At 67.0% G+C, this 19,579-nt stretch carries 22 protein-coding genes and 1 tRNA gene; 8 read left to right on the top strand and 15 right to left on the bottom strand.

The window, feature by feature from the left end:
* Positions 1-17: 17 nt before the first annotated feature.
* Together OQ968_RS03420 and OQ968_RS03415 are read right to left on the bottom strand one after the other, a co-directional pair.
* On the bottom strand, positions 18-698 hold the full coding sequence (locus tag OQ968_RS03420; RefSeq protein ID WP_324674624.1) for a DUF5642 family protein: 681 nt from the start codon (positions 696-698) through the stop codon (positions 18-20).
* Positions 699-709: 11 nt separating this feature from the next.
* Positions 710-1,660 carry a GNAT family N-acetyltransferase gene (locus OQ968_RS03415; RefSeq protein WP_324675072.1) on the bottom strand — a complete coding sequence of 317 codons (951 nt, stop codon included), beginning with the start codon at positions 1,658-1,660 and terminating at the stop codon, positions 710-712.
* A 245-nt stretch (positions 1,661-1,905) separates the two neighbouring features.
* Between OQ968_RS03415 and OQ968_RS03410 the strand changes: the two genes are divergently transcribed.
* Positions 1,906-2,646, top strand: a complete 741-nt coding sequence (locus OQ968_RS03410) for a class I SAM-dependent methyltransferase (RefSeq protein ID WP_324674622.1) — start codon at positions 1,906-1,908, stop codon at positions 2,644-2,646.
* Positions 2,647-2,659: 13 nt separating this feature from the next.
* Here the strand turns inward: OQ968_RS03410 and OQ968_RS03405 are convergent, their stop codons facing one another.
* Complete coding sequence (locus OQ968_RS03405; protein ID WP_324674620.1) at positions 2,660-2,911, bottom strand: hypothetical protein; 252 nt, start codon at positions 2,909-2,911, stop codon at positions 2,660-2,662.
* 254 nt (positions 2,912-3,165) lie between these two features.
* Between OQ968_RS03405 and OQ968_RS03400 the strand changes: the two genes are divergently transcribed.
* Positions 3,166-3,474, top strand: a complete 309-nt coding sequence (locus tag OQ968_RS03400; protein ID WP_324674618.1) for a hypothetical protein — start codon at positions 3,166-3,168, stop codon at positions 3,472-3,474.
* Positions 3,475-3,584: 110 nt separating this feature from the next.
* On the opposite strand, the gene OQ968_RS03395 is transcribed toward OQ968_RS03400, so the two are convergent.
* Together OQ968_RS03395 and OQ968_RS03390 are read right to left on the bottom strand one after the other, a co-directional pair.
* Complete coding sequence (locus OQ968_RS03395) at positions 3,585-5,555, bottom strand: chloride channel protein (protein WP_324675069.1); 1,971 nt, start codon at positions 5,553-5,555, stop codon at positions 3,585-3,587.
* A 125-nt stretch (positions 5,556-5,680) separates the two neighbouring features.
* On the bottom strand, positions 5,681-6,157 hold the full coding sequence (locus OQ968_RS03390; RefSeq protein ID WP_324675067.1) for a MarR family transcriptional regulator: 477 nt from the start codon (positions 6,155-6,157) through the stop codon (positions 5,681-5,683).
* A gap of 216 nt (positions 6,158-6,373) precedes the next feature.
* Between OQ968_RS03390 and OQ968_RS03385 the strand changes: the two genes are divergently transcribed.
* Together OQ968_RS03385 and OQ968_RS03380 are read left to right on the top strand one after the other, a co-directional pair.
* A complete protein-coding gene (locus OQ968_RS03385; RefSeq protein WP_324674616.1) occupies positions 6,374-7,198 on the top strand; it encodes a class I SAM-dependent methyltransferase in 825 nt (274 codons plus the stop codon).
* Positions 7,199-7,215: 17 nt separating this feature from the next.
* On the top strand, positions 7,216-7,698 hold the full coding sequence (locus OQ968_RS03380; protein WP_324674614.1) for a nitroreductase family deazaflavin-dependent oxidoreductase: 483 nt from the start codon (positions 7,216-7,218) through the stop codon (positions 7,696-7,698).
* 300 nt (positions 7,699-7,998) lie between these two features.
* On the opposite strand, the gene OQ968_RS03375 is transcribed toward OQ968_RS03380, so the two are convergent.
* Positions 7,999-8,298 carry a PE family protein gene (locus OQ968_RS03375; RefSeq protein WP_324674612.1) on the bottom strand — a complete coding sequence of 100 codons (300 nt, stop codon included), beginning with the start codon at positions 8,296-8,298 and terminating at the stop codon, positions 7,999-8,001.
* A 17-nt stretch (positions 8,299-8,315) separates the two neighbouring features.
* Positions 8,316-9,704, bottom strand: a complete 1,389-nt coding sequence (locus OQ968_RS03370) for a PPE family protein (RefSeq protein ID WP_324674610.1) — start codon at positions 9,702-9,704, stop codon at positions 8,316-8,318.
* A gap of 106 nt (positions 9,705-9,810) precedes the next feature.
* Between OQ968_RS03370 and OQ968_RS03365 the strand changes: the two genes are divergently transcribed.
* The gene (locus OQ968_RS03365) at positions 9,811-10,059 is read left to right on the top strand and encodes a hypothetical protein (protein ID WP_324674608.1); all 249 of its coding nucleotides are present in this window, start codon (positions 9,811-9,813) and stop codon (positions 10,057-10,059) included.
* A gap of 47 nt (positions 10,060-10,106) precedes the next feature.
* Here the strand turns inward: OQ968_RS03365 and OQ968_RS03360 are convergent, their stop codons facing one another.
* The 6 genes from OQ968_RS03360 to OQ968_RS03335 all read right to left on the bottom strand — a co-directional run bounded on the left by OQ968_RS03360 (position 10,107) and on the right by OQ968_RS03335 (position 16,981).
* Positions 10,107-11,333: a PPE family protein gene (locus tag OQ968_RS03360; RefSeq protein WP_324675065.1), complete on the bottom strand. Its 1,227-nt coding sequence runs from the start codon at positions 11,331-11,333 to the stop codon at positions 10,107-10,109.
* Positions 11,334-12,717: 1,384 nt separating this feature from the next.
* Positions 12,718-12,790, bottom strand: a tRNA-Ala gene (locus OQ968_RS03355).
* A gap of 50 nt (positions 12,791-12,840) precedes the next feature.
* Entirely contained in the window at positions 12,841-13,887 is a 1,047-nt protein-coding gene (gene glpR, locus OQ968_RS03350) for a gephyrin-like molybdotransferase receptor GlpR (protein ID WP_324674606.1), read from the bottom strand.
* A 177-nt stretch (positions 13,888-14,064) separates the two neighbouring features.
* Positions 14,065-14,718 carry a GNAT family protein gene (locus tag OQ968_RS03345; RefSeq protein ID WP_324674604.1) on the bottom strand — a complete coding sequence of 218 codons (654 nt, stop codon included), beginning with the start codon at positions 14,716-14,718 and terminating at the stop codon, positions 14,065-14,067.
* Between the two features lie 21 nt (positions 14,719-14,739).
* Entirely contained in the window at positions 14,740-16,029 is a 1,290-nt protein-coding gene (gene glp, locus OQ968_RS03340) for a gephyrin-like molybdotransferase Glp (RefSeq protein WP_324674602.1), read from the bottom strand.
* 43 nt (positions 16,030-16,072) lie between these two features.
* Positions 16,073-16,981: a UTP--glucose-1-phosphate uridylyltransferase gene (locus tag OQ968_RS03335; protein WP_324674600.1), complete on the bottom strand. Its 909-nt coding sequence runs from the start codon at positions 16,979-16,981 to the stop codon at positions 16,073-16,075.
* A 76-nt stretch (positions 16,982-17,057) separates the two neighbouring features.
* Here OQ968_RS03335 and OQ968_RS03330 point away from each other — a divergent pair, with 76 nt between their 5' ends.
* From OQ968_RS03330 to OQ968_RS03320, 3 genes are all read left to right on the top strand, one after another.
* Entirely contained in the window at positions 17,058-17,648 is a 591-nt protein-coding gene (locus tag OQ968_RS03330; RefSeq protein WP_324674598.1) for a 5-formyltetrahydrofolate cyclo-ligase, read from the top strand.
* Positions 17,649-17,722: 74 nt separating this feature from the next.
* Complete coding sequence (locus OQ968_RS03325) at positions 17,723-18,049, top strand: FmdB family zinc ribbon protein (RefSeq protein ID WP_324674597.1); 327 nt, start codon at positions 17,723-17,725, stop codon at positions 18,047-18,049.
* Positions 18,050-18,115: 66 nt separating this feature from the next.
* Positions 18,116-18,796: an SAF domain-containing protein gene (locus OQ968_RS03320; protein ID WP_324674595.1), complete on the top strand. Its 681-nt coding sequence runs from the start codon at positions 18,116-18,118 to the stop codon at positions 18,794-18,796.
* 34 nt (positions 18,797-18,830) lie between these two features.
* Here the strand turns inward: OQ968_RS03320 and OQ968_RS03315 are convergent, their stop codons facing one another.
* Both OQ968_RS03315 and OQ968_RS03310 read right to left on the bottom strand, forming a co-directional pair.
* Entirely contained in the window at positions 18,831-19,253 is a 423-nt protein-coding gene (locus OQ968_RS03315) for an MscL family protein (protein ID WP_324674593.1), read from the bottom strand.
* Between the two features lie 158 nt (positions 19,254-19,411).
* Positions 19,412-19,567 (bottom strand): hypothetical protein, encoded by a 156-nt coding sequence (locus OQ968_RS03310; protein ID WP_324674591.1) that lies wholly within the window; start codon positions 19,565-19,567, stop codon positions 19,412-19,414.
* Positions 19,568-19,579 lie beyond the last annotated feature (12 nt).

Below are 19,579 nucleotides of genomic sequence, written 5' to 3'. Positions count from 1 at the left end.
GGCCAATCTACCCTTGCTCAGCTGCGTAACGTGGACACCGTTTTGACGAGCAGATCCGCGGCGAATTGCGGTGGCAGCGCCGGCACCGTCGAGCCCGGGTCGGTGGTCAACGTGGTGAACGCGTAATAGTTTCCCAGGTACGCGGTGAATGTGTATGTCCGCGAATCGATTTCGGCGCCCGACTCGACGGCGGACTTGATATCGGCCACCATGCCGACCGTTTCGGCGCCGTCGACCCGCGGAGGGTCGGTGAGGTGAACGCCGACCGTGGTGTGCCCGGCGGTCATGGTCCACTGCCCGCAGGCCGCGAGCAGATTGTGGTCGAGGCCAACGGGGCCCGGCAGGGCGACGACGATCGCGTCGACGATGCCGCCCGCGCCCGAGGCGGACAGGCCCTGCGCGGACTGGTCGCGCCCGTCGCCCGGGTCGGCGAGGGCGGCGCACTGCGCCGGCTTGGCCCTCATGTCCGCCGCGTCGGCCCCGAGGCTCCAGATCACCCGGGGCGACGCCGCGCCGGGAATGCCGGTGCTGACCTCGTAGTTGGGCGGCAGGTCGCGCACCACCCGCTTGATGTTGGCCGGGTTGACGGGCGCGGCGTGCGCCGACGACGAGGGTGGGCCCGGCGGTTTCGGCGCGCGCGAATGAGCGCACGCGGTGACCAGCAGGGCGAGCACCACGCCAATCCAGAACGGCCGCATGCCCGTTCCTATCAGCCGACCGCTTCGATCACCTGGCGGGCGACGCGCTCGATCCGCTCGGCCATGTCCCGCTTGAGGTGCAGGTCGCGCCGGCGCGGCACGTCGATGACGGTGGTGATGACGCCGACGTCCTCGCGCTGCCACACCGCGCCGTAGTGGTCCATGATGATGCGCATCGGCAGATTGTCGGAAAGCATTCGCGCGGAGAACTTTTCGATCCCGTCGACGCGTGCGGCGATGGACAGCGCGCCGATCAGAAAGCTACCGATCCCCCGGCCCTGGTAGGCGTCGGCAACCGTGAACGCGATCTCGGCGCTCGCCGGATCGGCCTCGTCGCGCACGAAGCGCGCGTCGGCCACCGGGTCGCTGCCGTCGGTCACCACCCAGACGAAGTGGTCGACGTAGTCGACCTCGGACAGGTAATGCATCAGCGCCGGGCTGGGCAGGCGGGCCGTCATGAACCGGCGATACAGCGTCTCGCTGGAGAATTGGATGTGGCCGTGCACCGTGCGTTCGTCGTCGCCGGGCAGGACCGGGCGCAGCAGCAACTCGGTTCCGTCGCGGACGCGCACCGGGATCGGGGTGATGAACGCGGCGAGGCGCTGGCGGACGGTGCGCAGCAGCCGCGGCAGCACCTCGGGGATGTGCACCATCCTGGTGAACGCGTCGTTGTCGCCGATCCAGCCGGTCAGCGGTTCGGCCGTGGTGACCGTCGCGATCCGGGGACGCTTGCGCAGCAGGGCGATCTCGCCGACGATCGTGCCGGCGGACGCCTCTCCGACCGACACCGCGCCGTCGGAACCGACGTGCTTGATCTCGGCGGTGCCCGACGAGATCAGCAGGAACGAAACCGCCTGCTCCCCTTGCTGCATCAGCACCTGGCCGGCCGCGGCGCGCAGCGGCTGGACGGACGCCGCCAGCGGGGCCAGCTCCTCGGTGGGACATCCCTCGAAGATGTCCATCGCCGCCAGCTCTTCCACCCGCGCACCGGTCAATCCGGCCACTGGACCTCGAGTCCCGATGACCGTTTTGCCATGACCAGCCCTTTGTCGCCGTCGTCTACCGCGCCAGCTCAGGTTATGAGGTGGCTCGGGCCCCGGCAAGGATCGCTGCGGGCGGAGCCCGGCCGCACCCGGGCCAACGGCCCGGTGACACCGCCCACTAGCCTGACGGCGTCCTCCCGCGCCGCCCAACGAAAGCCAGCAAGATGAGTCAGGATCCGGTCGAGTTGACCCGTGGTCTCCTCGACGAGCCCGCCGTCCTGCGGCACGGTTTCCTCGACGTGTTGGGCGAATCGACGAGCGCCCCGGTTCCCACCATCGCCCAGCGCGCCATGAACAGCCCGTTCGTTGCCACCGTGTACGAGCGGCTGTGGCGCCCGACCGCTTTCTACCTTGCCAGCGGCGTCACCCACCGCGCCGAGCAGCATCGCGCCGCGTCGGCCCTGCGCCTGTCCACCGCGCGGCGATTGCTCGACGTCGCCTGCGGCCCAGGCAATTTCACCGGGCCGCTGGCCGAGGAGCTGCCCGATGGCGGCCTGGCCGTCGGATTCGACATCTCCGCGCCGATGCTGACCCGGGCCGTGCTGGACAACAGCGGGCCGCAGACATGTTATGTGCGCGGCGATGCCCGCAAGTTGCCGTTCGGCGACGAAACGTTCGACGCCGTCTGCTGTTTCGGTGCGCTGTACCTGATGCCCGAACCGTTCCGGGTGGCGCGCGAGATGATCCGGGTGCTGAAGCCGGGGGGCCGCATCGCGATCCTCACCAGTTACGCGCGCGAGGTCGCCCCGATCAGGCAGGTCCTGACCGTCGGTGCGCGCGCGATCGGGCTCACGATGTTCGACCGGACGGCCTTTGTCGACCTGTTCTCGTCGGCCGGCCTAATCGACGTCGAACAGCACACGCAGCGCGCGTTGCAGTTCGTCGCCGCCAGCAAGCCCGGCTGATGAGTGTTTGTGATCAGGAGGCGGCTTTACAGACGCCGACGATCCGGACGACGGGGGTGCCCTCTTCGCACTCCACCACCCATGGATCGCCGCCGTTGACGGGCTCCGAGGTGAGCGTGAACATCACCGGCCGGCCGGCCCGCCGGGACATCTGCGTGCATTCCACCTGGAACAGGCGGTAGTCGCCGTCACGGTGAACGGCCAGCGAAAAGCCCGGCTGGACGGACTCGACCGGTACCTTCTGCAGGTAGTACTTGGTGCTCATCGGGTCGACATTAGAGCCGGCACCGTGGCTAATCCCGCCCCGCCACGCGGTCTTACCGAATGTTCAGCAAATTTTTGGCAGCGCATCAGTTTTGGGCTCGCCCTACGCCAGGCAGCGTTGGCGATCAGCAAAGCGCTAAAGCGTTGCGCCGCAATCCAATTGCCAAACGGAGTCCCTTGCGCAGCAAGGCATCTCACCGCGCGGGCGCCTCGATTTTCCTTTGCCTCCGGCATGCTCGGCGATACTATCGAAGCATGCGTTCCACCTATGTCGCCGCGGCGGCCGGCATGCCCACCGCCGTCCTGTTATTCGCCCCGGTTGTGCTCATGGGGGCGTCGCCCGCTCACGCTGACCTCAGCGGTTACCGCCGCTGCGTGGGCAACATCAAGGAAGTCCCGCTGGCCCAACCAGACCCGCAAAATTTGCAGCTCGTCGGACTCATCGAGATGGATCTCAAATCCGGTGTCTCCCCCGCCGCGGAAGCACAGAAAATAGCCCGGACGGGCTTTGACACGCGCGTGGCCAACGGGGTTGTGCAATGCGTCGTGCAGGAGAACCCGTAAGAAAGCCGAGGCGAAACGGCCTAACCGGGTGCTGGTGTCGCTTGAGTGGCCTTGCTACCAAAGTGATCGGGCCCCTGCCCATCCAGATCGACATAGGGCCTCGGGCCTCATTACCGCGTCGGTCGACCCGCTTCACCTGGGTTGCCAATCACCGCGGGGTCGGTGGTCCCGATGTCGGTGCTGTCGACGTTAGTGCTGTCGACGTTAGTGTTGTCGACGGCAGGGACGAGGATGTTGATGCGGTCCCCCTTGGCGAGCCGGACTGTTGGGTCGGCCTCGACGAGCTGGCGGTCGTGGAGGATCGACACAGGGAGGTGACCGGCTGGCCAGTCGAGTTCACCGAGGGTACGGCCGACGGCAGACGAGTCGGGTCCGAGCGTGCGTTCGACGATGTGGTACCCAGCGAGCTGGCTGCGCGGATCATGTTCGGCCCCTCCGGCTTTCGGGTTGGCCCACTCGGCGACCTGGTGACTGGCGGCTATGTGGGGTTGGACATCGGCGAGGTGGGTGCCAACCGCGCGCAGCACATTCTGGTTGGTCAACCAGCCCTGGACGTGCCGGGCGTCGGTGTCGATGACCGGTAGGCCGTCACGGCCGTAAAGGACGAGCTGTCGCAGGGCTTGAGCGAGGCTGTCGTTGGCGAATAGCGCCTGTGGTTCGCGAATGCGGGTAACGGGGCCGAACAAGGTTGTCCAGTCCCGGCGCGGGTTCACGTCGCAGGTGAGATCCACCGGAACGGTGAACCGGTGCATGGCGTCAGCGGCGGTGAGATCGGCGAACGCATGGGTGGAAGTCGGCCGGTCGATGTCGATACCGCGACGCAGCAGTTTCGTGGTGTAGATGGTGCCATAGGACAGTGCGCGGGACACCGTCGTTCCGACGGCGACGGCCAGCATGACCGGCAGGGTGAGTGTGAAGTCGCCGGTCATTTCGACGGTGCTGGCCAGCGCGGTGAGCGGGGCGCGTGCCGCGGAAGCGAAGACAGCGCCCATTCCGACAATCGCGTAGAGGGCGGGTTCCCCGACCCCCGGCCCGATCAACTGGTGGACGGTTAGCCCGAAGGCCATGCCGGAAGTAGCACCGACGAACAGCGACGGCGCGAACACACCGCCTGAGCCGCCGATGCCGATGGTCAGGCTGCAGGCCAACATCTTGCCCGCGGCGAGGATCACCAAAAACCAGAGTGCATAGTGGCCGGCGAAGGCGGCGTACATCACCGGGTAGCCGACCCCGTACAGTTGCGGCACCGCCAGGAGCAGAACCCCGAGCGCGATCCCGCCAACTGCCGGCCTTGCCCAATCCGAACGGTGACGCCACGCCCGGTCGCACAAATCCTCGGTCTTGTATAAGACGTTTTTGAAGACAACCCCGATCAGTCCGGCGACCGCTGCGAGAAGGGCCACCAAAAGATAGTTGGCGATATGGTCCAGCTCGATGCCGGCGGGGAGCTGAGTGAGGAAGGGGGCGGAGCCGAAGAAGACCCGAGCGATCACGTCCGCAACCATCGCCGAGAGCATGATGGTGAAGATCGCCTCGACGGAGAGCTCCCGCAGGATCAGCTCGATGGCGAAAAATACCCCGGTGATTGGGGCATTGAACGTGGCCGAGATACCGCCGGCGGCGCCGCAAGCTACCAGCACCCGCAGCCGGTTCTCCGGCATCCTGACCCACTGGCCCAGACTGGACGCCAGCGCCGCGCCGATCTGCACGATCGGACCTTCTCGGCCAACCGACCCGCCCGTGCCGATGCACAGAGCCGAGGCGAGTGCTTTCACCACCGTCACCTGCGGACGGATACGGCCACCGTTCTCAGCCACTGCGATCATGACTTCGGGCACGCCGTGGCCGCGGGCCTCGCGGGCGAACCGGGAAATCAACGGCCCGTACAGCAATCCACCGACGACCGGGATGACCACAAAGAACCCAACCCCGAGCCAGGGCAGGTGGTCGCCGGCGACCCAGCCCTGTCGGCCGAACGAGTTGTGCCCTGTCGCCAGCCAGGTGAACCCATAGATCAGGTACCGAAACGCCACCGCACCCAGCCCTGAACCGATCCCTACCACGATCGCCACACAGAACATCCCGAGTCGGTTTGCGCGCAGCCAGCCGGCCGCCCGCCCCGCCGCACGGGATACCGATCGCGGTAGCCGCACCGGATCAGCTGCCGTCTTTTTCCGTTCAGTTCGCCGTCTGCACATGAGCTGACCTATAAGTCCGTGTCGACGCGAGCGGTGAGCTCACCCCCGGCGGCGGTAAACGCGGTCAGCGCACGCACGAGTCCGAGCCGTTCCTGCGACGGCATCTTTTCCACGATCTGGGCGATCTGACTGCGCCGATGCGTAGTGACCTGCCGCATGACCTGACGTCCGCCCGGGGACAGGGTGGCCAGCAGTTCACGGCGAGAGGTCGGGTGCGGTAGGCGATCGATCAGGCCAGCGCCGACGAGTCGGTCGACCATCCGGCCGGCGGCCGGCGGTTGCACGCCAAGCGCGCCAGCCAGCGTGGCGAGATTGACGGGACCTCGATTGGACAAGATCACCAGGGTCCGGAACTGCGGAATCGTGATGGTCTCGTCGACCTGAGCGATCGAATGAGCAGAGATCGCCACTAGCAGCCGTGATGCGGTCAGCAACGCGCCGGTTATGGCATCGAGTGACTCATCGGTTGCCGTCGTGTTTTCGATGGGTGCTTCCCTTGTCCGAGCCGGTCGACGTTCTCCGTAGATCACAGACGCTGCGATCAGAATAGTGTAGCAAGTGCATACAATAATAGACAGCAATTATTTCCTAGTGATACTATCGGCCCCACGGCATTCTTCCGTAAGGGTTTCGCCACGCGCTGTCGCGCCGACAACGACGTCGCGGTAGACGATCCCTCTCACTTTTCTTTGGAGGCCAGGATGGATATCGAAACCGCCACAGGCGAAGACCACACATTGGCGAGCGACCATCGTGCGGTGTGGGCGCTGGGCGACTACGCGCTGATGGCTGAGCAGGTGATGGCCCCACTAGGCCAGGTTCTGGTGGGCGCCACTGGCATTGGCCCCGGCGATCGGGTGCTTGACGTCGCCGCGGGATCAGGCAACATCTCGATCCCGGCCGCCAAAACGGGCGCTGCCGTCGTTTCCACCGACCTCACACCGGAGCTGCTGGAGCGCTCCCGGAAAAGAGCTGCCCAACAGGGCGTCACGCTCGAGTGGCGGGAAGCCAACGCCGAAGCCTTACCGTTCGCTGACGGCGAGTTCGACACGGTGATCTCCGCGATCGGCGTCATGTTTGCACCGCATCATCAGCTCGCGGCCAACGAACTGGTCCGGGTCTGTCGGCCCGGTGGCACTATCGGTCTGATCAGCTGGACACATGAAGGATTTTTCGGCCAGATGCTGACCACTATCAGGCCGTACAGGCCGATCATGTTGCCAGGCGTGCCACCGGCGGCGCTGTGGGGACGTGAGAACTATGTGGTTGGGCTGCTCGGGAATCGAGTCAGCGATATCAGCACCCAGCGGGATACGTTACGGGTGGACCGGTTCGGCAGCGCCCAGGCAGTCCACGAGTACTTCAAAACCCATTACGGCCCAACGATCAACGCCTACCGCAACATCAGCGGCAATTCCGTGCTTACCGCCACCCTCGACGCCCAACTCGTCGAACTCGCCCAGCACCACCTCCGTGACGGTGTCATGCAGTGGGAGTACCTGCTCGTCACCGCAGAAAAACGATGAGCCGCAGGTAGCCAATCGTGAAGATTGTCAAGAACGTTCAGCCACCGGCCGGACTAACGCGGTTCCTGTTTCGGATTCCTATCCACCTGTATCGGCTCAGGCTCGGGTGGGTGTTCGGGAGCCGCCTTCTACTGCTCAACCACATCGGCCGTGTCTCCGGCAAGCCCCGACGGACCGTCCTCGAGGTCGTCGAGCACGACGGCGACAGCTATGTCGTCGCCTCGGGGTGGGGACCTACCGCCGCGTGGTACCGCAACATTCTGCACACCCCCGACGTCACCATCCAGGTGGGGGGTCGAACGATACCCGTGACCGCCATGCCGCTCACGGGGGAGGAGGGAGCACAGGTCTTCCTACGGTATGCGTCACGGCATCGCCGTGCGGCCAAGTACATGCTTCCCCGCGCACTCGGATTCTCGGTCGACGGATCAGACGCAGACTTTCGCGCTGTCGGACACCACTTGCCCTTCATCCGGTTCATCCCCCGGGCAGAAGTTTGAGGTCAGACCGCTATGCCGCCAGGACCGTCGCTACGAACCGGCCATCAGGTGGCGGAAATAAGCTTGGCCTCGAACCGCTTTCCCGCATCGGGAGACGATCGGTGCCGACACCGCGCGCAGAGTGCAATGTTGGGTGTGTCAGCGGCAGCAGCCGTAGCACTGGCGCTCCTCTGCGTTTCCACCAGCACCCGGTTATGAATAACGCCACTGCGTTGAGTAGAACTGACATGTTGGCTCACTGCCCAAAAACCCGGCATGGCAATCTCGTTCGTTCAAAGTCGCTTCGGCCAATACGTTTTGCTAGCCGGTCGCGATCGCATTGGCGGTCTCGGTGGCCGCATACGAACCAGCGCTGGTCGCCAGCGTGTTCACGAACATTTCGTGAATCGCGGCGGCTTGGGTGCTGATCGCCTGGTAAATCTGGGCGTGCGCGACAAACTGTGTCGCTGTTAGCGCTGATACCTCATCGGCCGCAGCAGGAACCACGCCTGTGGTCGGGGCTGCTGCGATCATGTTCTCGGCCCACATCGCCGAGCCGATACCCTGCAAATCTCCGGCCGCGGCGGCCAGCAGCTCCGGTTGTGTGGTCACGAAAGACATTGGCTCTCCGTTTCTAGCTATCCCCATTTGGCCTGGGGTGGCGTGGGTTTGGACCTGTTGGCGGAGGACAAGTGCACCGCGTGCACGCCCGGTTTCTTCGACAGCTGGTCCAAGAGGCTCTCCAGGTGCTCCTTGTCGGTGTGCCAGTGCTGCACCGACTCGGGCTTCTGCGACAGTTCTGCGAGGACACGCCTGAGTTTGTCCGGCGTCTTGTTGTCCTTGTCGGGGCGGCCTACTCCTCGGGCGGCGTTTCCGGCTGTCGCACGGGGAACGGTGCCGCCCAGCGCGTTTCCGGCCAAGCCTGCCAGGGCCATTTCGCCGTATAGGGTTCCCGCGCTGTCCGCGACCGCTGGGGCGGCGGCCGCGCTGGTGCCCTGCAACACGGTGGCGGCCAACCTTATCGTCGGAGTGGCCTCGGCCCAGCTCGGCGGCACCGACAACGCCCCCACCAGGCCCGCGCCACCGGTGCCCGCCGACACCGTCGACCCGCCCGCCGCCAGGCCCGCTGCCCCCAACACGCGCGTGCCCGCACCAAGCTGCGCGAACAGCGGACCCTCTAGTTCGACCGCCCTGTCATTGATGGTCCGCGCCGCTGCCACCAAGGCCACGCTGTTGCTGACCATCGCGTCGCTAGCCGGGGTGGCTCCTTTGGCGATGAACTCAATGTTCCCGGCGGCGAGCGCCAACGGGGATGAATTCAGGCCGGTCAGCAGACTCGTCAATGATGGCGGCGACGGCGGATCAGCGGCCGCGGGCGCTGCGAGGCTTTGCAGCGCTTGCGGCGTCGCCGACATCAGCTGCGGCAACATCGATTGTGCGTTCGTGCCGGCGGAAGTCCCGGTGGCTTGGGCGACCGCAGCGGCCTGGCCGGCAGGGCCGTCCGCGTTGGTGGTCTGCGGCGGTGGGCTGAACGGTGTCAGCCGGGCGATGGTCGCCGAGGAACCGGCATAGCCGTACATCGCGGCGGCGTCTTGGGCCCACATATCCTCGTACTGCGCCTCGGTGGCCGCAATCGCCGGCGTGTTCTGCCCCCAAACATTCGTCGCCACCAGTGACGCCAGCTGACTGCGGTTGACCGCGATCACCGGCGGAGGCACCGTCGCCGCAAACGCAGTCTGGTAGGCGGCCGCTGCCGCCCTGGCCTGAGTGGCGGCCTGCTCGGCCTGCGCGGCGGTGGCGCTCATCCACGCCGCGTACGGTTCGACCGCGGCCGCCATCGTCGCCGACGACGGACCCTGCCACCGAGCAATCAGTCCGGAGATCACCGACCGGTAGGACGCCGCCGCCGAGTGCAGCTCGGCGGCCAGCCCGTCCCACGCCGTCGCGGCAGCCAGCATCGACCCTGACCCGGGACCGGCATACATGTGAGCGGAGTTGATCTCAGGCGGCAACATTCCGAAATCCATCACTGCCCCTTAGCCGTTCGCAACCGTGTCAGCGGCCTCGGTGTACGCATGGTCGCCGCCGCCAACATTTCCGGCTGTTTAGTTCCCACCAACAGGTGTCCTTCCTATGTCGTGGTTTGAGACCGGGCTCGAGCCGAGCACATTGTCGGAGTCGGCCCATGGTGTTGCCCACAGCGGACCGAAAGGTGCGCTGCGGTATAAACGCATCGCTGTTGTTGATCCGGCACTGTCTGCAAACGCCCGAGCGACAATCAGTTTGCGAACGATCGTCACCCTGCGTTCGGCCTGCAACGCCGTGGCCGCCGAGCCTCTGCTGGCGGGGCCGAAGTCGATCTGGCGGTCGAAGGTCATCTAACGTCTCCAAAATTTCAGGTCAGGGCCGGCAGTCCGCGGCAAGTGCAGCTATTCCTCCGCGTCGTCGGCGGGTATCACGATGATGGTGGCCGTCGTGGCCGGCCCCCCGCAGCCAGCGCCGCCGAATACGCTGAGGGGCCGGGCAGCGGTAGCACCGTTACCGGCCATGGCGCGTCCGGCCAAACTCGACAAAGCCATATTGCTGAACAGGCTTCCCTGACCGTTTGCTGCGAGCGCCGCTGGCGCGGTAAACAGAGTCGTTTGCGGCAACGCTACGGCGACCGGCCGCACCGCCGGGGCGGCCGCGGCCCAACCTTGCGGCACCGAGAGACCCCCGACCAAGCCGGCACGGCCCATTCCCGCCGAGACTCCGGGTCCACCTGCTTCGCCCACCACACGCGCCCCCAAACCAAGGCCGGGGCCCAGCCCCGACTTCAACCGGTCCCTTTCGAGCCTTTCGGCCGCGCTGGTCAGGTTCGCCCCGTTTTGGGGCAGCAGATAACCTGCCAGACCTAACAGATACGGGCCGCCGCCAATGCCGTACAGCGAGGTGGGCCCTAACGGACCAATGAGCAACTGGTCGAGTGAGAGCAGCGACGACAGCGGAGCCGCCGCGGCGGGCGGATCAGCCGCAGCAGGCGCCGCGAGGCTTTGCAGTGACTGCGGAACCGCAGACATCAATTGTGGCAGCGCGTGAGCATGCGTCCCGGTGGCTTGGGCGACCGCAGCAGCCTGGCCGGCAACCCCGACCGGATTGGTGGCCTGCGGTGGCGGGCTGAACGGGGTCACCGAGGAGGCGGTCGCAGAAGAGCCGGCGTAGCCGAACATCGCGGCGGCGTCCTGGGCCCACATCTCGGCGTATTGGGCCTCGGTGGCCATGATCGCCGGGGTGTTCTGCCCCAGAAAATTGGTCGCGATCAGTGCCATCAACTGCGCACGGTTGGCCGCAATCACCGGTGGTGGCACCGTTGCTGCGAACGCGGTCAGATAGGCGGCTGCCGCGGCCCTGGCCTGGGTAGCGGTCTGCTCAGACTGGGCAGCGGTGGCGCTCATCCACGCCGTATACGGCGCGGCCGCGGCTGCCATCGCGGCCGACGATGGACCCCGCCACCCAGCGGTCAGGGTGGAGATCACCGACCCGTAGGAACCCGCCATGGAGTGCAGCTGGGCTGCCAACCCATCCCACGCCGCTGCGGCCGCGAGCATCGGTCCCGCCCCGGGACCGGCATACATACGACCGGAATTGATCTCTGGCGGCAATAAACCGAAATCCATCACCACCACCCCCCCTTGCCGGGACAGCATGCGAGTTGTTCTCTTTGGCCCACACGACTTACCCATCCCAGATGACGACGAAACGTGGCTCGCTCCATATTGATTGACTGAGTCACGTGCCCGCCTGTCGTGACAATGCTTGGCCGCCAACCGGATACAGCGCACATATCAACGCCACAGGGCGAGTATATCGTGAATATCCTTTGTTCTCAACAACTTTGCGGCTGACCTTAAATTGTAGCAACCGCAGGGCGTCTTAAACCTCCGTCGTCACCAATGTGCGACGGATCTCAAACCGGTTTGGTGGCAAGCGGTGTCGTCATCGAGGCTTGCTATTAACGGCTTTGCAATTCAGCTGGGGATGGTCGCGGCCCGCTCGACCGAATGCACATGCAGCAACTGCTTGCACTGCCGCTGTAAACCATTTGGGTAAGCTTGTCGGTGTTACCTCCGGTGTTTAGACAGCATTGGGTCAAGACCCTCCATGACGTTTCGTTGCCTCGATTGACCACCAGCGGCTTCCGCGAAATGGTGTGCAGCACTGCCGCCGGGTGGAGATGCGGCATCATCACAAGGTCTGACGCATGTGGCCAATGCCGACTGCTGGTGTCGGTTCCGTGCGGGTCGCGCGGAGATTGCGCACGACATCGGCCACAGTTCGGCGAAGCCACGTTAGCGTCCACGTCGATAGGCCAGCGCATGACGCATCCAGCGGCGTGCGAACGATATCGAACCCTTTACCCGATTCGCGCATAGCATCATCGGGCGATTGACTGCGTTCGCCTAGTCGCTGACGCCACCGAGCGCTAGGAACCGCGACTGCGCCACTGCCGATGTCGTCGGCGCTGCAGATACGCCTCAATGCCACTGTGACGGTGCGCCGATCGGCGCCAGTCGTGCCCACTGCGGCAGCAATATTCGGGCGCTCTTGCGCCCCGTACTTCGGCTCCGAACACTGCTCGGCTCCTTGGTCACCCCGTACTCCTGCAGAGCGTCGGGGCCAATGACATACCCCACTGACCGGCCGGGTAAACCAATCCAATCGGAACCTACTCCGACCGACGCACAAATCGACAGGGCAGCGCTTATTGGTCGTCAATCTGGTCACTGAACGCCGCAGGCGCCAGCTGGTGGCCGCGCGGCGAATGCAGCCGCGGCGTGGTTCGTGTTGCGGGTGTCCGACTTCGAAATGCTGCGCCGCCGGATGAACGTATCGCTGTCGGTTACTGAACGCGGCGCTCCGGTCAAGGGCATGTCAAAGACGTGAGACACGACCTGCACCGCACGGCGGCGGCGCCGATTGAATTTGCTCCATACCGCCGGCGTACCGGGCAACCAACGGCCGGATCCAGCTGACCGTGAATGCCCAGCTGGTGTTTATCGGTGGAGCTAAGGGGATTCGAACCCCTGACCTACTCGATGCGAACGAGTCGCGCTACCAACTGCGCCATAGCCCCTGAGTGCTAGCAGGCTACCAGTTCCGCCGCGGCCGGCGCCCCGCCAGGGGCTACTGACCGACGGCTCGCGGCAGGTCCCTGGGCCACCCGTAGTTGCGCATCGGCATCGCGTAGTCCAGGTGCTCGAAGATCGGGTCCTCGTCGTCGATCTCGAGAACCACCGCGCCCGGGCGCCGCAACCGCGAGGGGACCACGTCGTACTCGCGGTCGTGGGCGTTCTCCACGCCGAACCGCGCCCGCGCCATCCGTTGCATCCGGCGGCGGCGCACCTTCTCCTCGATGCGGGTCTGCCGGCGCAGGTAGCCGAGGTAGAGCACGGTCACCGCGGTGGCGCCGCCGCATACCCACCAGGCGGTCGGCGTCACTTTGAATGCGGCCGTGGCCGAACCGATCAGGACGAGCGCCATCACCATCAGCACGCGCTTGCGGAAGGCGTATTTGCGGGCGCTGACCGCGGCGGCGGTCTTGGTGTCGAATCGACGCCGCCGCCGCGCGTCCGCCGATGGGACACGCGCCCGCAAGTCCTCTTCCTCTTCGGAGTCCTCCTCCGGCTCCAAGCCGGACGAATCCTCCATGTATTCGTAGCGGTCGCTCAGCTCTTCGTCGACCTCCGCCTCGGCGAACGCGTCGGTCTCGTCGGCCACCCCTTCCGCATCGGCCTCGTCGGCCTCGTCGGCCTCGTCCACGGGCACCGCGGCGCCGGCGCCCGCCGGAAGGGCGCCCGAATCCTCGACGACGTCGACGTCGAGGTAGTCGGGTTCGGCATCCTCGGCCGGGGCGACCTTCATGACGACCGGACGCGCGCTCTGCAGATCGTCGGTATCGGCTTCCTCGTCCGGGCTCTCGTCGGCGTCGTCGGCGAAGTCCTCGTCCGCCGTGTCTTTCTCCGGCTTCCAATCGGGGTCACTGCGATGACCCGCGGCCGGACCGCCGCGCCTGAGCAGACGGGAAGCGCCGCCGTTGAGCACCCGGGTCGCCAGGGCGACATCACTGGTTCGGCGCACCGCGTCGCGTTTGCTGATGAGCATCGGAACCAACACGAACAGCCAGAGCACCACGAGCGAGATCCACAACAACGATTGCGGGATGCTTGGCATGATGACCTGCTCCTTCTGGTCTGTATCCCCGCGAGGCTCATCGGCGGCCAGCGCGGCCGGGTCACAGCGACCAGGACAATTACACACCTGTAATTTGCCCCCTACAAGCACCAAACGTCACTCGTGTCGCGCTAGTCACAGCCAATGGTGGCCGCGGGCGCCGTCAGCGGCTACCGGTCACGCCCAACTCGCGTGGCCCGCGCGGACCAGTGTCGATGCCACCGAGCCGTACACCTCTTCGATGGTGATGGCCATCAACAGGTGGTCCCGCCATGCCCGGTCCACCTCGAGGTAGCGGCGCAGCAAACCCTCCTCGCGGAAGCCGACCTTCGCCAGCACGGCCCGGCTCGCGGCGTTCTCCGGACGCACGGTGGCCTCCACCCGGTGCAACATGACGGGGCCGAAGCAGTGGTCGAGACCCAGCGCCAACGCTCCGGTGGCCACCCCGCCGCCGGTCGCCGACCGGGACACCCAGTAGCCGATCCACGCCGACCGCAACGCGCCGTGGGTGACGTTGCCGATGGTCAGCTGACCGCAGAACCGCCCATCGAGCTCGATCACGTACGGCAGCATGCGCCCCTTGCGCGCCTCCGCCCGCAGCCCCGAACACAACGCCGGCCACGCCGAAACCGCATGCCGGCTGGTCCAATCCCCCTCCGCGCTGGGCTCCCACGGCTCGAGGTGCGCGCGGTCGGCCAACCGGATCCGGCTCCACTGCGCGCCATCGCGCATCCGCACCGCCCGCAACCGGACCACGCCGGCCGGGACGCGCAGCGGCCCGACGTCCAAGGGCCAACCGGGATGGCGGGAATTGGTGCGCAACAGGTTCACGGGCGTGTGCAGTCGTTGCGCTCAGCCGCGCTGGGCCAGGAAGGCGACGTCGACGATCTCACCGGTACGAATCTGCTCGGCCCCGCTGGGAACCACAACCAGACAGTTCGCCTCGGCCAGCGTCGCCAACAAGTGCGACGCCCCGGGCGCCCCGCCCAGCGCCTGCACCAGGTACTCACCGGTGTCCTGGTCGCGCATCAGCTGGCCGCGCAGGTAGCCCTTGCGCCCGGCCACCGAGGTGATCGGCGACAGCGTGCGCGCCTGCACGATCCGGCGCATCGGCTGCCGCTTACCCAGCGACAGCCGGATCAGCGGCCGGACCATCACCTCGAAGACCACCAGCGCGCTGACCGGATTGGCCGGCAACAGAAACGTCGGGACGCCCTCGCGGCCCAGCTGCCCGAAGCCCTGCACGGAGCCGGGATGCATGGCGACGCGGACCACCTCCATGTCGCCGAGCTCGGCGAGCACCGACCGCACCGCCTCGGCCGCCGCGCCACCGACCGCGCCGGCGATCACCACGATCTCGGCGCGATTGATCTGGCCCTCGACGACCTCCCCGAGTTCCTTGGGGTTGTTGCTGACGATGCCGATGCGGTTGACCTCCGCGCCGGCATCGCGACCGGCGGCCGCCAACGCGTAGGAGTTGACGTCGTAGACCTGCCCGTTGCCGGGGGTGCGCGAGATGTCGACCAGCTCGCCGCCCACGGCCATCACCGACAACCGCGGGCGCGGGTGCACCAGCACCCGTTCGCGGCCGACCGCCGCCAGCAACCCCACCTGGGCCGCGCCGATGATCGTCCCCGCTCGCACGGCCACGTCGCCGGGCTGCACGTCGTCCCCGGCGCGGCGTACATAGGCGCCCGACGGCGCCCCGCGCAGCACCCGCACCCGCGACGTTCCGCCGTCGGTCCATTTCAACGGCAGGACCGCGTCGGCCAGCGTGGGCAGCGGGGCGCCGGTCTGCACCCGGACGGCCTGGCGGGGCTGCAGCCGGCTGGGTGTGCGGGCGCCGGCCTCGATGGTTCCCATCACCGGCAGGACCAGCCCGTCGCGCGCTTCCTCGTCGGCGAGCGCCTCGCCGGTGTCGTCGTCGTGCGCCTCGACGCCCAGCTCGCCGACGCCCAGCACGTCGACGCTGCGCACCGCGTAGCCGTCGATGGCGGCCTGATCGAAACCGGGCAGGGGCCGTTCGGTGATCACTTCCTCGGCGCACATCAACCCCTGCGCCTCGGCGATGGCGACACGGATCGGCCGCGGGGCCACCGCGGCGGCCGTTATCCGGGCCAGCTGCTCCTCCACAGAACGCACAAGCGCGCCTCTCTGCCCTCAAGCCCTGACGGCGCCGGGCCCGCTACTGCTCGGTCAGGCCCAGTCGCGCCACCAACCACCGCCGCAATTCCGGGCCGTAGTCGTCACGATCCAATGCAAAGTCAACCGCAGCCTTGAGGTAGCCGCCGGGATTTCCCAAGTCGTGTCGAGATCCCCGATGCACGACGACGTGGACGGGGTGGCCCTCCTTGATCAGCAGCGCGATCGCGTCGGTCAGTTGCATCTCACCGCCGGCCCCGCGGTCGATGCGGTGCAGCGCGTCGAAGACGGCACGGTCGAGCACGTAGCGGCCCGCCGCGGCATACATCGACGGCGCGTCCTCGGGCTTGGGCTTCTCGACCATGCCCTTGACCTTCAGCACGTCCGGGTTGCCACCGGGAACGGACTCGACGTCGAAAACGCCGTAGGCACTGATCTCTTCGGGCGTCACCTCGATTGCGCACAACACGGTGCCGCCGTATTCGGCGCGCACCTTCGACATCGTCTCCAGCACACCCGTCGGCAGCACCAGGTCGTCGGGCAGCAGCACCATGACGGCGTCCTCGTCGGCCGCCAGCGTGGGCTCGACACAGCTGATGGCGTGTCCCAGCCCGAGCGGTTCGGCCTGCACGACGGACTCGACCTTGATCAGCTGCGGCGCGCGCCGCACCTTGTCGAGCATCGCCTTCTTGCCGCGGGCCTCGAGCGTGCCCTCCAGCACCAGATCCTCGACGAAGTGCGCGACGACGCCGTCCTTGCCCTCGGAGGTGACGATCACCAGACGCTCGGCGCCGGCCGCGGCCGCCTCGGCCGCGACCAGCTCGATACCCGGGGTGTCGACGACGGGCAGCAGCTCCTTCGGCACCGTCTTGGTCGCCGGCAGGAAGCGCGTGCCCAGGCCGGCCGCGGGAACGATCGCCGTGAACGGGACCGGGACTTCTGGGCGTGACATCGTTCACACCATAGCGCTCATAACGTTTGCCGCCTCTGCATGGCAGGCCGAGTACCCGTGCTGTCATGGTTGACGCATGGCAACGGTGACCAAGGCCGCGTTGCGGGAACAACTGCTGGCGGCCCGCGACGACGTTGCCGACGACGTTCGGGCCGCCGAGGCCCGCCGGCTCACCGAGCTGTTGGAGCCGGTGGTGAGCGGGGGCAGCACGGTCTGCGCGTACGTGCCGGTGGGCACCGAGCCCGGGTCGATCGAGATGCTGGACATGCTGCTGCGCCGCTCGGCACGGGTGCTGCTGCCCGTCGCGCGCACCGCCGCCGACGGCATCCCCATGCGGCTGCGGTGGGGCGAATACCGGCCGGGCACACTGGTTTCCGGCCCCTGGGGGCTGCTCGAGCCGCCCGCGCCCTGGCTGCCGGAGTCGGCGCTGGCCGAGGCCGCGCTGGTGATCGTGCCGGCGCTGGCGGTCGACCGCCGGGGCGTGCGGCTGGGCCGCGGCCGCGGCTTCTACGACCGGTCCTTGGACGGCCGGAACGCGCGGGCGCGCCTGGTCGCGATGGTGCGCGACGCGGAGCTGGTCGACGAGTTGCCCGCCGAGCCGCACGACGTGCCGATGACCCATGCGCTCACCCCGCGCCGCGGGCTGGTCGCACTCGGCGGGGAATGAGACCGATCATGCGGCGGTTCTAGCACTTGAGCATGTAGAGTGCTAACCAGGCTTACATTCACGGAGGTTATCCAGTGCCGACCTACAGCTACGAATGCACCGAGTGCGGCAACCGCTTCGACATTGTGCAGGCCTTCACCGACGACGCGTTGACGACGTGCGAGCAGTGCTCCGGACGGCTGCGCAAGCTGTTCAACTCGGTCGGCATCGTGTTCAAGGGCAGCGGCTTCTATCGCACCGACAGCCGGGAGTCCGGCAAGAAGGTGAAGAGCTCCACCAACGGGTCGTCGACCGACTCCGGGTCGGCGTCGACGGATTCGGGGTCCGCGTCCACCGACTCGGGGGCGAGCGAGAAGTCTGCCAAGAGCTCCACGCCATCCACCGCGGGCGCCTCGGCCTAACGCGTTATCCACAGCGGGGTTTCACCGGCGCCACCGCGCCGGCGGGACCCCGCTTACTGTTGCGGCGTGGGTCAATCCTCGCTGAATCCAACGCTATTGCGCCGGCTGTCGGCGGCGCTGCGGCCGGACTGGACCCGGACGGTGTTGGCCCGCCGGGTCGCCGCCGGCGCACTCGTGGTGTTGGCCGGCGTCGCCACGTTGCGTTCGAACCCCGACGGTGACCGCGTCGACGTTGTGGTGGCCGCGCGTGACCTCACCCCCGGCATCGCGTTGACCGCCGACGACGTTCGGATCGAAAAGCGTTCGGCCGCAACGGTTCCCGACGGGGCGCGGAGCGACCTGAGTGCGGCGGTGGGTGCGACCCTGGCCAGCCCGACGCGGCGCGGCGAGGTGCTCACCGACGTGCGGCTGCTGGGCAGCCGGCTCGCCGAGGCCGCGCTCGGGCCGAAGGCCGGGCCCGGCGCCCGCATCGTGCCGCTGCACCTGGTGGACAGCGCCCTGATCGACCTCGTGCGCGTCGGCGACGTCGTCGACGTGCTGGCCGCCCCCGACACCGACGCGTCGGCGGGCGCCCCGGCCGCGACCAAAGTGGTGGCGACCGACGCGGTCGTCGTACTCGTTTCGGCCAGGCAGAAGGCCCAGGCCGCCGACGGCGACCGCGTGGTGTTGGTTGCGCTGCCGGCTCGCGTGGCGAACACTGTGGCAGGCTCGGCGCTGGGCCAAGCGGTGACCCTCACCCTGCACTGATCCTCTGGCCGCTGCCCGCCACACCCCGTATGGATCAGGAGGACGTCTGGGGACTGGCGCAGTATTTGCACTTGTGCGCGGCCTCCGGGATGTCGGACATGCACTCCTGACATGCCTTGGTCGCCGGTTCGTCCCCGAACACGGTGACCCCGCGGCGGGCCTGGATGTGCTTGTAGGGCACCACGATCATGAAGTAGACGGCCGTCATGAAGACGATGAAGTAGATGATCGCCGAGATGAACGATCCGATGTCGAGGAAGGTCGCCTTGTTGCCCGCGTCGCCGAGCTGCCAACCCAATCCGAACTGGGTACCGGGCTGCACGGCCGCGACCAGCGGATTGATCACGCTGTCGGTGAAGGCCTTGACGAGGTTCGAGAAGGCCAGGGCGACGACCAGACCGATGGCCACGGTGATCACGTCACCACGCATCACAAAACTCTTGAATCCCTTGAACATGCGCACACCTCCCGTAGCGCCAATTAGGGCGACGCGCCGCCACCCGAGAAAACGGTATGCCACGTTGTGGGCTATCACACATTTCCCGGACAATAAGTCACCAAAGGTTGACCGCGTGGTGACGTCGGCCAACGGAACCCCTTAGCCGACTCCCCTACTCAACTGTGGTGTGGGGGCACGTTCTCCCGCAACCACTGCTCGTGCTCGTAGGCGTCCGAGTCGAACCCGTCCGTCGACTCCTGAACTCCTGAACCCAATTCGGTTCCGAAAACCGTGTTGGCCCCGTGCGGGTCGTGACCGGAATGTGTGATCACAGCAGATCCTCG

The sequence above is a fragment of the Mycobacterium sp. 663a-19 genome (assembly GCF_035616495.1).
GTDB lineage: Bacteria > Actinomycetota > Actinomycetes > Mycobacteriales > Mycobacteriaceae > Mycobacterium.
The sequence above is the reverse complement of the archived record's forward strand: the minus strand, read 5'-3'. Positions and strand labels throughout refer to the sequence as shown.

What these genes read in the sequence shown, in the direction of transcription:
- OQ968_RS03365 (WP_324674608.1), top strand. Translation starts at nt 9,811, where the DNA reads ATGTCGTGGTTTGAGACCGGGCTCGAGCCGAGCACATTGTCGGAGTCG.
- OQ968_RS03385 (WP_324674616.1), top strand. Translation starts at nt 6,374, where the DNA reads ATGGATATCGAAACCGCCACAGGCGAAGACCACACATTGGCGAGCGAC.
- OQ968_RS03395 (WP_324675069.1), bottom strand. Translation starts at nt 5,555, where the DNA reads ATGTTCTGTGTGGCGATCGTGGTAGGGATCGGTTCAGGGCTGGGTGCG.
- OQ968_RS03405 (WP_324674620.1), bottom strand. Translation starts at nt 2,911, where the DNA reads ATGAGCACCAAGTACTACCTGCAGAAGGTACCGGTCGAGTCCGTCCAG.
- OQ968_RS03370 (WP_324674610.1), bottom strand. Translation starts at nt 9,704, where the DNA reads ATGGATTTCGGAATGTTGCCGCCTGAGATCAACTCCGCTCACATGTAT.
- OQ968_RS03415 (WP_324675072.1), bottom strand. Translation starts at nt 1,660, where the DNA reads ATGGACATCTTCGAGGGATGTCCCACCGAGGAGCTGGCCCCGCTGGCG.
- OQ968_RS03400 (WP_324674618.1), top strand. Translation starts at nt 3,166, where the DNA reads ATGCGTTCCACCTATGTCGCCGCGGCGGCCGGCATGCCCACCGCCGTC.
- OQ968_RS03410 (WP_324674622.1), top strand. Translation starts at nt 1,906, where the DNA reads ATGAGTCAGGATCCGGTCGAGTTGACCCGTGGTCTCCTCGACGAGCCC.
- OQ968_RS03360 (WP_324675065.1), bottom strand. Translation starts at nt 11,333, where the DNA reads ATGGATTTCGGTTTATTGCCGCCAGAGATCAATTCCGGTCGTATGTAT.
- glpR (WP_324674606.1), bottom strand. Translation starts at nt 13,887, where the DNA reads ATGCCAAGCATCCCGCAATCGTTGTTGTGGATCTCGCTCGTGGTGCTC.
- OQ968_RS03315 (WP_324674593.1), bottom strand. Translation starts at nt 19,253, where the DNA reads ATGTTCAAGGGATTCAAGAGTTTTGTGATGCGTGGTGACGTGATCACC.
- OQ968_RS03375 (WP_324674612.1), bottom strand. Translation starts at nt 8,298, where the DNA reads ATGTCTTTCGTGACCACACAACCGGAGCTGCTGGCCGCCGCGGCCGGA.
- OQ968_RS03335 (WP_324674600.1), bottom strand. Translation starts at nt 16,981, where the DNA reads ATGTCACGCCCAGAAGTCCCGGTCCCGTTCACGGCGATCGTTCCCGCG.
- OQ968_RS03420 (WP_324674624.1), bottom strand. Translation starts at nt 698, where the DNA reads ATGCGGCCGTTCTGGATTGGCGTGGTGCTCGCCCTGCTGGTCACCGCG.
- OQ968_RS03330 (WP_324674598.1), top strand. Translation starts at nt 17,058, where the DNA reads ATGGCAACGGTGACCAAGGCCGCGTTGCGGGAACAACTGCTGGCGGCC.